This is a genomic window from Amycolatopsis sp. NPDC058340 (assembly GCF_042723975.1).
In the GTDB taxonomy this organism is placed as follows: Bacteria; Actinomycetota; Actinomycetes; order Mycobacteriales; family Pseudonocardiaceae; genus Amycolatopsis.
Map to the genome: position 1 here is coordinate 73,274 of NZ_JBHXIB010000033.1, position 10,888 is coordinate 84,161.

The following is a 10,888-nucleotide window of genomic DNA, read 5'->3' on the forward strand; positions in this document are numbered from 1 at the left end:
TGGAGTAGTTGGGAGAAGACGCTGATGGAGGTGCCTACTTCCCCGATGCAGGAAACGATGCAGGACCAGCACGCGGATCAGGTCACGCCGGTGACGGTGGACGAGGCCGCATGGACGCCGCCCTCGTGGGACGAGGTCGTGCGTGAGCACGCCGACCGCGTGTACCGGCTGGCATACCGCCTGACCGGTAACGCCCACGACGCCGAGGACCTGACACAGGAGACCTTCATCCGGGTCTTCCGCTCGCTCGCGTCGTACAAGCCCGGCACGTTCGAAGGCTGGCTGCACCGCATCACCACGAACCTCTTCCTCGACATGGCCCGCCGCCGCTCGCGCGTGCGGATGGAAGGCCTCCCCGAGGACACCGACCGCATCGTCGGTGACGACCCGAGCCCCGAGCAGGTCTACTCGGACACTCATCTCGACCCGGACCTGCAGGCCGCGCTCGACGAGTTGCCGCCCGAGTTCCGTGCCGCGGTCGTGCTGTGCGACGTCGAAGGCCTCTCGTACGAGGAGATCGGCGCCACCCTCGGTGTCAAGCTCGGCACCGTGCGCAGCCGGATCCACCGCGGCCGCCAGGCGCTTCGCGCTTCTTTGGAGCGTCGTCGCGCCGCGGCGCAGGAGTCTGCGAAGGTGGGGGTATGACCGCACCGCGAGGTTGGGGACTCCCCGAGTCGCATCTGCTTCCGGACGCCATCGTCGCCTTCGTGGACGGCGAGCTGTCCCTCGGCGCCCAGGACAGGGCTTCGGCGCATATCGCCCGTTGCCAGTCCTGTGCCGCCGAAGTGACCGCCCAGCGCCAGGCCGTCGCGGCCGTGAAGCAGGCGGGAGCCCCGTCGATGTCGGCGGGTTTCCTGGCCAGCCTTTGCTCCATCCCGCAGAACACCGAACTTCCCGGCACGCCGGACAACCTGGCGATGACCGCCGACGGCCAGCTCGTGGCCATCCAGCGGCCGGACAGGGTCGCCGGCCTTCGCGACACCGGAGTCCTGGGCGGTACCGCGCCGTTGGGATCATCGGCGCCGCTGGGCCAGTCGCCGAACGTCCTCGGCGGCGGGCGGTTCGGTCTCGCCCGGCGGAAGTACGCGCAAGGCGCCGGAGTCGTCGTTTCGGGTCTGGTGCTGAGCGCCCTGGCCCTGGTCGCGACCTCGGGTGACGGCACCGAAGACCAGCCGGCCACCGGTTTCACCCCGCCGCAAGGCGTCAACGCCGGTCTGCTGCCCGCGCAGCTGGGCGGCGGCACCCAGCCGGAACCGCCGCGCAGCACCACGCCGAGCCCGAGCACGTCCAGCGTGCCCATGCCCGTCTCGGCCCGCTGATCCGCTTCGTCAGGGTTTGACGAAGCAGATCGTCGCGCTCTTGAACTTCTGCGTCGCGCCGTACGCCGAGTAGGAGATCACCTCTTCCGTGCCCTCCTTGCACGGACTGTTCACGTAGCTCGCCTTGTCGAACACCTCGCTGATCTTCAGCCGCGCTCCCGAGCAGTTCACCAGCGGCGGCGGGGTCTTGGTCTTGATGTCGTCGAAACACAGGCCGATCTGGGCGTTGATCCCCAGACAGAGTCCGACGCCTTCACCGCGCAACGGGGTCGGTACCGAGTAGGTGTAGAAGCCCTCCGGGCAGTCGCCCTTGACCGTGCCCTTGACGCTCACGACGTACGGCGTCTGCGGGTTGTCACAGGCGGCCTTCACCGCGTCTGCCTCTTTCCCGGTGCCGGTCAGCTGGACGCAGTCGCCGTTCTCCACCTTGGTGGCCTGCTTCTCCGGTCCGGCGGCCGCCTTCATCACGAGGACGAGGCCGATCCCGCCGCCGACCACGACGAGCGCGGCGACGAGCAGCAGCACCTTCACCTTGGTGGTCAAGCCCTTCTTCTTGGGCGGCTGCTGTGGCCAGCCCTGCTGCTGCTGGGGCCACTGCTGCTGTTGCTGGGGCCACTGCTGGTGAGGGACGTTCTGGGGCGGGAAAGGAGCCCCCGGATTCTGCGACATGGCCGTTAGAGTGCCACAAGGTGAGACATACGCGCTTCAAGTGTCACATTTTTGTCCGGTCCGGGGAATCAACGCGCACTTCACCGTGGTCACGGCAGAATCCACGGTGAGGCTTGGCGTACTCTCGCGTCCGGCCAACCTGATCTCAGCCCCGGGGAATGATGACCGAGCAGCCGAACGCGAATCCGCAGCAGCCTGGTGACCCGGCGGGGGATCGGCTGGCACCGCGCCCGCTGGCCCGGCCCGCCGTCGATCCGGCGCAGGCGGCCACGTTCGGGAGGCCGCATGGCGTCGATGGCGCCTTCGACAAGCTGTATCAGCCCGGCACGAACGGGCAGTCCGCGCCGGGCCTGAATCTGGCGCCGCCGACGCCCGAATCGCTCGCCGAAGCCTTCCGCCGTCCGCCGGGCGCCGAAGGTGTCGTGCTGGAGCGGCCGCACGGGACCAACGGCTCCGGGCCGTCCGCGAACGGCGCGGAAGGCCCGCTCTGGACCACGACTTCGGACCCGTGGCGTGATCCCGGTTCCGGCGCGGTGCTCGCCGGGCCCGCCGTGCAGCAGGACTCGGACGAAGAGAAGGACGCGAAGCGCCCGCAAGGTGCGCTGCTGAGCCTTCCCGAGGTCCTCTTCGGGCGGCGTGTGCAGACGAAGGCGCTCGCGATGCTCGCCGCGGTCGCGCTGGTCATCGGCGCGGTCGGCGGGCTGATCGGCTGGTGGTTCGCCGACACCGGCACCGAACTGACCGGCCAGGCCAGTATCTCCGAGGCCGACGCGGCCAAGGAACGTCCGGCGGGCTCGATCGCGGACATCGCCCACCGGGTGGCGCCCGCCGTCGTCTCCCTCGAGGTGTTCAAACCCGGCGCCGACGCCGGACAGCAGGGCTCCGGTGTCGTCATCGACAACCAGGGCTACGTGCTCACCAACGAGCACGTGATCTCCGCCGCGACCGCCGATTCGGCCACCAAGGTCACCGCCGTGTTCTTCGACGGCAAACGCGTCGAGGCGAAGATCGTCGGCGCCGACCCCAAAACCGACCTCGCCGTGGTGAAGGTCGACGTCAAGAACCTCACCGCGCTGCAGGTCGGGAAGTCGTCCGACCTGGCCGTCGGCGACTCGGTGATCGCCGTCGGTTCGCCGCTGGCGCTGCAGAACTCGGTGACCGCCGGCATCGTGAGCGCGCTCAACCGCCCGGTCACCGCGGGCGGCGACGGCGGCAGCGCGCCGGTGATCTACGAAGCCATCCAGACCGACGCCGCGATCAACCACGGCAACTCGGGCGGCGCGCTCGTCGACGCGACCGGCGCACTGGTCGGGATCAACTCCGCGATCCGCTCGTCGAGCGCCGAGGGCGGCAGCATCGGCATCGGGTTCGCCATCCCCAGCGACTACGCGGTGAAGATCGCGAAAACACTGATCAAGGACGGCAAGGTCGTCCACCCGGACATCGGCATCAACGCTTCGTCGACCGTCGCGGGCTCCAGCACCATGGGCGCGCAGGTCCGCAACGTCGCCCCCGGCGGCCCCGCGGCCTCGGCCGGGATCAAAGAAGGCGACGTCATCACGGAAGTCGGCGGACGGCTCGTGCGCGACTCGGCGGAGCTGCTCGTCGCGGTCCGTGCCCGCGAAGTCGGCGAAGTGGTTCCTGTCCGGCTTGTCCGGGATGGGTCTTCACTTGTCGTGGACGTGAAACTGGCCTCGGACTAGCGAGTTCGGACGGGTACCCTGAACGGGGAAGACGCCGAGGCGGAGGTTCACACGGGTGTTCGAGAGTGTCGGCTGGGGAGAAATCCTCATCATCGTCGTCGCGGGTCTTTTCATCCTCGGTCCGGAGCGGCTGCCCGAAGCGGCGTCCTGGGTGGCGAAGAGCGTCCGCAAGGTCCGCGACTTCGCGACCGGGGCCAAGACGCAGCTGCGCGAGGAGATGGGCCCGGAGTTCGATCAGCTGCGCAAGCCGCTGGAGGATCTGCGAGGCCTGCGGAACTTCGACCCGAAGCGGGTCGTCACCCAGCACCTGTTCGACGGTGACACGGATCCGCTGGGGCTCAACAACGTCAACGGGACCAATGGTGCCAACGGTGCGAATGGGGCTTCGAAGCCCAACGGCTACCCGGCGCCGGCTTCGCAGCCTGAGCCGCTGAAGCCGGGGGAGCGTCCGCCGGTCGACCCGGACGCCACCTGACCCAGCTCAAGCCTCGTGAGTGGTAAGGACGGTTCTAACCGTCCTTACCACTCACGAGGCGGTAAAGAGGTCAGCGGCCCGCGGGAGTGACGTTCAGCATCATCCCGGCCAGCCCGCGCGCCCGGACGGTCAGCTTCTTCGCCGCCTCCTTGAGCACGAGCGACGCCGGCGCGTCCGGCTCGGCCAGCACGATCGGCGTGCCCGAGTCGCCGTTGGAGACCACGCGCGGGTCCATCGGGACCTGCCCGAGCAGCGGCACCGTCGAGCCGACCGACTTCGACAGCGAGTCGGCCACCGACTGCCCGCCACCGGAGCCGAAGATCTCCATCTTCTGCCCGTCCGGGGTCTCCAGCCACGACATGTTCTCGATGACCCCGGCCACGCGCTGCCGCGTCTGGAGCGCGATCGCGCCCGCGCGCTCGGCCACCTCGGCTGCCGCCTGCTGCGGCGTGGTGACGACCAGGATCTCCGCGTTCGGGATGAGCTGCGCCACCGAGATCGCGATGTCGCCGGTGCCCGGCGGCAGGTCCAGCAGCAGGATGTCGAGGTCGCCCCAGAACACGTCGGCGAGGAACTGCTGCAGCGCGCGGTGCAGCATCGGCCCGCGCCACACCACGGGGGTGTTGCCCGGGGTGAACATGCCGATCGAGATGACCTTCACCCCGTGCGCCTGCGGCGGCATGATCATGGTGTCGACCTTGGTCGGCTTCTCCCGCGTGCCGAGCATCCGCGGCACCGAGTGACCGTAGATGTCCGCGTCCACCACGCCGACGGAAAGCCCGCGTTCGGCCATCGCGGCCGCGAGGTTCACCGTCACCGAGGACTTGCCGACACCGCCCTTGCCGGACGCGACGCAGTAGACGCGCGTCAGCGAGCCGGGCTGCGCGAACGGGATCACCGGCTCCGCGGCGTCACCGCGAAGGGATTTTCGCAGCTCCGTGCGTTGCTCGTCGCTCATCACGTCGAGCTCGACCCGGACGTCGTTGACGCCGGGGAGCTTCTTGACGGCTTCGGTGGTGTCGTTGGTCAGCGTCGCCTTCAGCGGGCAGCCGGCGACCGTCAGGTAGATCCCGACGGTGACCACACCGTCCGAGCCGACCTCCACGTCCTTGACCATGCCGAGTTCGGTGATCGGTTTCTTGATCTCCGGGTCGTACACGGCCTTCAGCGCGGTGCGGACATCGTCGACGCTGGGGAGTTGCTGCGTACTGGTCACCCCACCATGTTACGTACCGGTAGGCGTGCGGTCGGGTTTGGCCTTGCGCGGCTTGGCGTCGAGATCTTCACGGAGCCGGTCGAGCTCGCCCCGCAGGAAGTCCCGGGTGGCGACCTCGCCGAGCGCGATCCGCAGCGACGCGAGCTCCCGCGCGAGGTACTCGGTGTCGGCCTTGGTCTGCGCGGCGCGGTTCCGGTCCTCCTCCAGCGAGACGCGGTCGCGGTCGTCCTGCCGGTTCTGCGCCAGCAGGATCAGCGGCGCGGCGTACGCGGCCTGCGTCGAGAACGCCAGGTTCAGCAGGATGAACGGGTACGGGTCCCATCGCAGCGAGACCGCGACCAGGTTCAGCACGATCCAGACGATGACGATCAGCGTCTGCCAGAACAGGTACTTGCCGGTGCCGAGGAACCGCGCGACCCGCTCGGTGAACCGGCCGAACGAGTCGGGGTCGATGTTCAGCCTGAACCGGCTCTGGCCGCGGGGCTGGTCCAGCCGCCGCCCGGACATCAGTTCAGGCACGTTCGGCCTCCTCGGTGATCTCGCCGGTGATGTCGTGCAGCCCGGTCTCGCGCCAGTCCTCCGGGAGCAGGTGGTCGAGCACGTCGTCGACGGTGACCGCGCCGAGCAGGTGGTCTTCGGCGTCCACCACCGGCCCGCAGGTGAGGTTGTAGGCGGCGAAGTAGCGCGTGACCTCGGACAGGGTGGCGTTCGGTTTCAGCGCGGGCAGCTGGGAGTCGACGGCGCTCGCCACCATTTCCGCCGGTGGTTCGCGCAGCAGCCGCTGGAAGTGGACGACGCCGACGAAGCGGCCGGTCGGTGTCTCCGTCGGCGGACGGCAGACGAACACCATGCTCGCCAGCGCCACGGGAAGGTCCGCGTTGCGGATATGCGCGAGCGCTTCGGCGACCGTGGCGTCCGGGGTCAGCACCACCGGCTCGGGTGTCATCAACCCGCCCGCGGTGTCGGAGGAGTACTCCAGCAGCCGCTTCACCGGCGCCGACTCCTCGGGTTCCATCAGTTCCAGGAACCGGTTCTGCTCGGCGGGCGCCAGTTCGGCCAGCAGGTCGGCGGCGTCGTCGGGGTCCATCGCTTCGAGGATGTCGGCGGCCCGTTCCTCGGCGAGGTAGGACAGCAGTTCCTTCTGGTCGTCCTCGGGGAGTTCCTCGATGACGTCGGCGAGGTGCTCGTCGTCCATCGCGTCGGCGACCTCGTGCCGTCGTTTGAGCGGCAGGTCGCGGACGGTGGCGGCGACGTCGGCCGGGCGCATGGTGTCGAACAGCATCAGCAGCTGCGCGGCCCCCTGGGTCTGGCCGGTGAGGTCGGTGAGCCCGAGCCCGGACACCTCCGCCCACGGCAGCACCTGCATCGCCGAACGCCGCCTGCCGAGGCCGAGTCTGCTCGACCGTTCGCGGATCGCGAGTTTCGCGAGCACCCAGTCCCGGGTCCGCGTCGGTTCCATCGCGGCGTCGACGACGGTGATCCTGGTGTCCGAACCCGCGAGCGTGGCGTGCGCGTCGAACAGCTGCCCGACCACCAGCACCTCGTTGGGCCGCTGATGGAAACGCCGCATGTTCACCGATCCGGTGGCGAGTGTGATCGCGCTGGGCTCGATCGAGGTCACGCGCAACATCGGCACGAACACGCGGCGCCTCGTCGTCAGCTCCACCACGATGCCGAGGATCCGCGGCGGCTGCTGATCCAGGCGCAGGCCCGCCACCAGGTCCCGCACCTTGCCGATCGATTCGCCATCGGGGCCGAAAACCGGCAAACCGGCCAGCTGAGCTGCGAATACCCTGTTCACGGCTGCCATGCTCGAAGGTTATCCGCTCCCGGGGCGGCAGACGATTCGTGTGATCACCGCAATGCCCAGGCGGCGATTCCGGGGACGGCGGCGTAGGCCGGGTCTTCGGCGATGGTCTCGGGTGAGGCGCCCTCGGCGAGGTCTTCGTACAGCCAGGTCCAGTTCTGCACCGCGCGTACGAGCGTCCAAGCCTTCGCTCGCTCCGCGTCGACCTCGGCCGCCGCGCTGAACCATTTGATCTTTTCGTCCATTGTGGACTCTTGCGCCCGGTTCCAGAGGATCGAGATCGCGCCGAATTCCAGATCACCCGAAAGCGGCTTCGGGTCGATCACCAGCCACGGCTCGCGCGCCCCGGCGAGGACGTTCTCGAAGTGCAGATCCTCGTTCACCATCAGCTCACCGGCTTGCGGCCCGAGGTTCGCGCAGATTTCCACGGCGGCGTCGATGTACTCGCGGTCGAACGGTTCGCCCAGTTCGCTCCAGGTCTCCGGGAGTTCGGTGACCAGCTCCGCGGCCTCTTCCCGCAGGGATCGCCGCAGCGCCTCGGGAGCGGGAACGGCCAGCCGCCGAGCCAGCGCGCCGACGGTCTCGACGGCCTCCCGGATCGGCTCCGTCTCCAGTGACCGGGTGGCGTCAAGCCGCTCCAGGAGCAGCACGCCGTCCTCGGGCACGTTGTCGTACATCAGGACCGCGCCCTGACCGGCCCAAGTGGACAGTGCGAGCGGTTCGTCGTCCGACTCCTCGTGCGGCCAGCCGAGCTTGAGGATCGAGGGGGAGCCGTCCGCGCGGCGCACGGGCTGCGCGACGCCGACGAAACCGTGCATGGCGGCACCGTCGTAGTCGAGCCGCCACTTGGCGGTGTACTTCTCGGCGAGGAAGGGGAGGGAATCGAGCCACTCGGCGGCCCCGGGGCCGAGTTCGGCGGCGCGGTCGAGGAACTTGGGCGGGATCTTGAAACCGGTCACGAACCCACCTTGGCAGCCTTGTCCACCGTGTTTCCCCCGTGACTCGCCGGGCGTACCGTGAACAGCGAGAACAACCCCGGGAGCAGCCATGGTGGTGGAGATTCTCAGTGCGGTCGCCGTCGCGGGCGGAGCTTGGCTCGCGGCCAGCCTTCGCGTGGTGAAACAGTACGAACGCGGCCTCGTGTTCCGGTTCGGGCGGGTGCGCCCGGCCATCCGGGAGCCGGGGCTCGCGCTGCTGGTGCCGATCGCGGACAGACTGCAGAAGGTCAACATGCAGATCGTCACGATGCCGATCCCCGCACAGGACGGCATCACCCGCGACAACGTCACCGTGCGGGTGGACGCGGTCGTGTACTTCAAGGTGATCGACCCGGTGCTGGCCGCGGTCAACGTCCAGGATTACCGCTCGGCCGTCGGCCAGGTCGCGCAGACCTCGCTGCGGTCCATCATCGGCAAGAGCGACCTGGACGACCTGCTGTCCAACCGTGAACGGCTGAACGAGGGCCTGGAGCTGATGATCGACAGCCCGGCGCTGGACTGGGGCATCCACATCGACCGGGTCGAGATCAAGGACGTCGCGCTGCCGGAGTCGATGAAACGCTCGATGTCACGCCAGGCCGAAGCCGAACGCGAACGGCGGGCGCGGGTCATCTCGGCCGACGGTGAACTGCAGGCGTCGCACAAGCTCTCGCAGGCCGCCGCGACGATGGCCGACACTCCGGCGGCGCTGCAGCTGAGACTGCTGGAGACGGTCGTGCAGGTCTCGGCGGAGAAGAACTCGACGCTGGTCCTGCCGTTCCCGGTGGAGCTGTTGCGCTTCCTCGACGCGAACACGCCGAAGAGGGAGGCGCCCGCGGAGGACACGGCGGCCAACGGCCAGGTGGCGCCGTCGCCCAGGGAACCGGGCGACGTGGGTCAAGTCTCGTGAGTGGCAAGGACGGTTAGAACCGTCCTTGCCACTCACGAGCCCCAACGCTCACTCGAGCTCGCCGTTCACGCCCAGGATGATCAAAGTCCCGAAGAAACCGACGTACAGCGCGATGACGATGTACGCGATGATCACCGCCGCGAGCGCGATGCCGCGTCCGCCCGCCTCGCCGCGGTTCGCCTTCGCCAGCCCGATATGCCCCAGGATCAGCCCGACGATCACGGTCACGCACGAGCAGATCCCGACGAGCGAGCACACCAGCCCGGCGATCGCCATGCCGTTGTCCTGCGATCGCGGGGGTGCCGCCATCGCGTACGGGTTGTACGGCTGCGGCGCCGGGTACGCGGCCGGCAGCGGGACCGGCGTGTACACGGGAAGAGGAGCCGAAACTTCGGGAGCCGCGTAGGGCGGCGGAACCGGCTCGGCGGTCAGCGGATCGATGGTCTGCCCGTAAGTCTCGGCCGGGACAGGAGTCGGCTCAGGGACCGGCGCCGGATCGGGCGCGGAGGCCGAAGGCGCCTCGAACGGAGCGGGTGGAACGAACGGCGGCGGCGGGGTGAACGGCTCCGGCGGCTGAAAAGGCTGCGGGCTCGAAACGGTCTCGGACGCCGAAGAAGTCGGGTCGGAGAAGGTGTTCGAGTCGGTGTAGGACGACGTCGACGGTGTGTCCTGCGAGTCGGAACTGCTCATCCGGTTGGCCCCCTGGTTCGTGCGGGACACCACCGTATCTCCGGACGGGTCACGAGACGCCCGCGGCACCGATCGCGAGCACCACGAAAACGAACCACAGGATGACCGGGATCAGCCACAGCGCGGTGACGACGTACCCGATGATCATGCCCGCCTGCGCCATGCCCTGGCCGCCGGCTTCACCGCGTTTGGCCTTCGAGAGCGCGATATGCCCGAAGATGATCCCCAGGATCGCCGGGAAGCACATGACCAGCCCGATCAGCGAGCACACCAGTGACGCGACCGCCATGCCCTGATCCGGCGGCCGCACATAGGTCTGCTGGACGTAGTACTGCTGCGGCGGCGGTTGATACGGCTGGAGTCCGTAGGGCTGCTCGAACTGCCCGGACGGCTGCTGCCCGTACGGGTCGTGCGGATTCGTCATGCGGGGTCCCCTCGTCGACGAGGACCGTATCGCTACCGGAAAGCCCCGTGTTTCGCGGCGACGTTGAGCAGGACCGGGATCGCGATGGCGTACAGGACGATCATCAGATAGCCGACGACGAACGCGGCGAGCGCCATGCCCTTGCCGCCCACTTCGCCGCGCCGCGCCTTCGCGAAGGCGACGTGCCCCAGGACGATTCCGGGGATCACGGACACCAGCCCGATCAGCCCGAAGAGTGAAAAGATCAAGGCGGCCGTCGCGAGACCGGAATCCTTGCTCCGCGCCGGAGCCTGGTTCGGGAAGGCGTACTGCTGCTGTTGTGGCGGGAACCCGCCGAAAGGCTGCTGAGCCACGTTCCGTCCCCCTCGGACTGTGATCGGCTTGTCACTGTAGTGCCATGTCACGGATGGCGTACGCGTGACTGCGCTCATAGCGAGGTCCCACGTCAGGCGGCATACTCACCGGTAACCCAGCGCCGGGAGCCCGGTGCGCGCGAATTTAGGAGCAGCGATGGCTCGCCTCGCCCAGACCGCCGGTTTGACCGACGTGCAGTCCGAAATCCTGGCCACGGTCCGCCAGTTCGTGGACAAGGAGGTCATCCCGCGCGCGCAGGAGCTGGAGCATTCCGACACCTATCCCGCCGACATCGTCGAGGGGATGAAGGAGATGGGCCTGTTCGGGCTCACCATCCCGGAGGA

At 68.7% G+C, this 10,888-nt stretch carries 14 protein-coding genes; 6 read left to right on the forward strand and 8 right to left on the reverse strand.

Features of this window, described 5'->3' with window-relative positions; translation table 11 throughout:
- Positions 1 to 45: 45 nt before the first annotated feature.
- Together sigE and ACFWIW_RS29095 are read left to right on the forward strand one after the other, a co-directional pair.
- Positions 46 to 645 (forward strand): RNA polymerase sigma factor SigE, encoded by a 600-nt coding sequence (gene sigE / locus ACFWIW_RS29090; RefSeq protein WP_016331450.1) that lies wholly within the window; start codon positions 46 to 48, stop codon positions 643 to 645.
- Complete coding sequence (locus tag ACFWIW_RS29095; RefSeq protein ID WP_378371409.1) at positions 642 to 1,319, forward strand: anti-sigma factor family protein; 678 nt, start codon at positions 642 to 644, stop codon at positions 1,317 to 1,319. Before sigE ends, ACFWIW_RS29095 begins: the two co-directional genes overlap by 4 nt.
- Positions 1,320 to 1,328: 9 nt before the next feature.
- Here ACFWIW_RS29095 and ACFWIW_RS29100 read toward each other — a convergent pair whose 3' ends face one another.
- Complete coding sequence (locus tag ACFWIW_RS29100; protein WP_378371410.1) at positions 1,329 to 1,988, reverse strand: hypothetical protein; 660 nt, start codon at positions 1,986 to 1,988, stop codon at positions 1,329 to 1,331.
- A gap of 161 nt (positions 1,989 to 2,149) precedes the next feature.
- On the opposite strand from ACFWIW_RS29100, the gene ACFWIW_RS29105 reads away from it, so the two are divergent.
- Together ACFWIW_RS29105 and tatB are read left to right on the forward strand one after the other, a co-directional pair.
- Positions 2,150 to 3,691: a S1C family serine protease gene (locus tag ACFWIW_RS29105; protein ID WP_378371411.1), complete on the forward strand. Its 1,542-nt coding sequence runs from the start codon at positions 2,150 to 2,152 to the stop codon at positions 3,689 to 3,691.
- Positions 3,692 to 3,746: 55 nt separating this feature from the next.
- Positions 3,747 to 4,166, forward strand: a complete 420-nt coding sequence (gene tatB / locus ACFWIW_RS29110) for a Sec-independent protein translocase protein TatB (protein WP_378371412.1) — start codon at positions 3,747 to 3,749, stop codon at positions 4,164 to 4,166.
- 70 nt (positions 4,167 to 4,236) lie between these two features.
- Here tatB and ACFWIW_RS29115 read toward each other — a convergent pair whose 3' ends face one another.
- Genes ACFWIW_RS29115 through ACFWIW_RS29130 form a run of 4 tightly spaced genes read right to left on the reverse strand, consistent with a single transcriptional unit; the run spans position 4,237 to position 8,148 of the window.
- Complete coding sequence (locus ACFWIW_RS29115; RefSeq protein WP_378371413.1) at positions 4,237 to 5,382, reverse strand: Mrp/NBP35 family ATP-binding protein; 1,146 nt, start codon at positions 5,380 to 5,382, stop codon at positions 4,237 to 4,239.
- Between the two features lie 9 nt (positions 5,383 to 5,391).
- Positions 5,392 to 5,901, reverse strand: a complete 510-nt coding sequence (locus ACFWIW_RS29120; protein ID WP_007031819.1) for a DUF1003 domain-containing protein — start codon at positions 5,899 to 5,901, stop codon at positions 5,392 to 5,394.
- Positions 5,894 to 7,192, reverse strand: coding sequence for a magnesium transporter MgtE N-terminal domain-containing protein (locus ACFWIW_RS29125; RefSeq protein WP_378371414.1), 1,299 nt, complete (start codon positions 7,190 to 7,192; stop codon positions 5,894 to 5,896). The genes ACFWIW_RS29120 and ACFWIW_RS29125 overlap by 8 nt, the downstream gene beginning before the upstream one ends.
- A gap of 44 nt (positions 7,193 to 7,236) precedes the next feature.
- On the reverse strand, positions 7,237 to 8,148 hold the full coding sequence (locus ACFWIW_RS29130) for an aminoglycoside phosphotransferase family protein (protein WP_378371415.1): 912 nt from the start codon (positions 8,146 to 8,148) through the stop codon (positions 7,237 to 7,239).
- Positions 8,149 to 8,236: 88 nt separating this feature from the next.
- Between ACFWIW_RS29130 and ACFWIW_RS29135 the strand changes: the two genes are divergently transcribed.
- Positions 8,237 to 9,076: a slipin family protein gene (locus tag ACFWIW_RS29135; RefSeq protein WP_378371416.1), complete on the forward strand. Its 840-nt coding sequence runs from the start codon at positions 8,237 to 8,239 to the stop codon at positions 9,074 to 9,076.
- A 48-nt stretch (positions 9,077 to 9,124) separates the two neighbouring features.
- Here the strand turns inward: ACFWIW_RS29135 and ACFWIW_RS29140 are convergent, their stop codons facing one another.
- From ACFWIW_RS29140 to ACFWIW_RS29150, 3 genes are read right to left on the reverse strand one after another with little or no spacing between them, the layout of a single operon-like run.
- A complete protein-coding gene (locus ACFWIW_RS29140; RefSeq protein WP_378371417.1) occupies positions 9,125 to 9,766 on the reverse strand; it encodes a DUF4190 domain-containing protein in 642 nt (213 codons plus the stop codon).
- Between the two features lie 49 nt (positions 9,767 to 9,815).
- Positions 9,816 to 10,190: a DUF4190 domain-containing protein gene (locus tag ACFWIW_RS29145; RefSeq protein WP_240595527.1), complete on the reverse strand. Its 375-nt coding sequence runs from the start codon at positions 10,188 to 10,190 to the stop codon at positions 9,816 to 9,818.
- Positions 10,191 to 10,222: 32 nt separating this feature from the next.
- The gene (locus tag ACFWIW_RS29150) at positions 10,223 to 10,543 is read right to left on the reverse strand and encodes a DUF4190 domain-containing protein (protein ID WP_378371418.1); all 321 of its coding nucleotides are present in this window, start codon (positions 10,541 to 10,543) and stop codon (positions 10,223 to 10,225) included.
- 157 nt (positions 10,544 to 10,700) lie between these two features.
- Here ACFWIW_RS29150 and ACFWIW_RS29155 point away from each other — a divergent pair.
- Positions 10,701 to 10,888: acyl-CoA dehydrogenase family protein (locus tag ACFWIW_RS29155; protein WP_378371419.1), on the forward strand; the 188-nt coding region annotated here is incomplete at its 3' end.

What these genes read in the sequence shown, in the direction of transcription:
- sigE (WP_016331450.1), top strand. Translation starts at nt 46, where the DNA reads ATGCAGGAAACGATGCAGGACCAGCACGCGGATCAGGTCACGCCGGTG.
- ACFWIW_RS29095 (WP_378371409.1), top strand. Translation starts at nt 642, where the DNA reads ATGACCGCACCGCGAGGTTGGGGACTCCCCGAGTCGCATCTGCTTCCG.
- ACFWIW_RS29100 (WP_378371410.1), bottom strand. Translation starts at nt 1,988, where the DNA reads ATGTCGCAGAATCCGGGGGCTCCTTTCCCGCCCCAGAACGTCCCTCAC.
- ACFWIW_RS29105 (WP_378371411.1), top strand. Translation starts at nt 2,150, where the DNA reads ATGACCGAGCAGCCGAACGCGAATCCGCAGCAGCCTGGTGACCCGGCG.
- ACFWIW_RS29125 (WP_378371414.1), bottom strand. Translation starts at nt 7,192, where the DNA reads ATGGCAGCCGTGAACAGGGTATTCGCAGCTCAGCTGGCCGGTTTGCCG.
- ACFWIW_RS29135 (WP_378371416.1), top strand. Translation starts at nt 8,237, where the DNA reads ATGGTGGTGGAGATTCTCAGTGCGGTCGCCGTCGCGGGCGGAGCTTGG.
- ACFWIW_RS29140 (WP_378371417.1), bottom strand. Translation starts at nt 9,766, where the DNA reads ATGAGCAGTTCCGACTCGCAGGACACACCGTCGACGTCGTCCTACACC.
- ACFWIW_RS29145 (WP_240595527.1), bottom strand. Translation starts at nt 10,190, where the DNA reads ATGACGAATCCGCACGACCCGTACGGGCAGCAGCCGTCCGGGCAGTTC.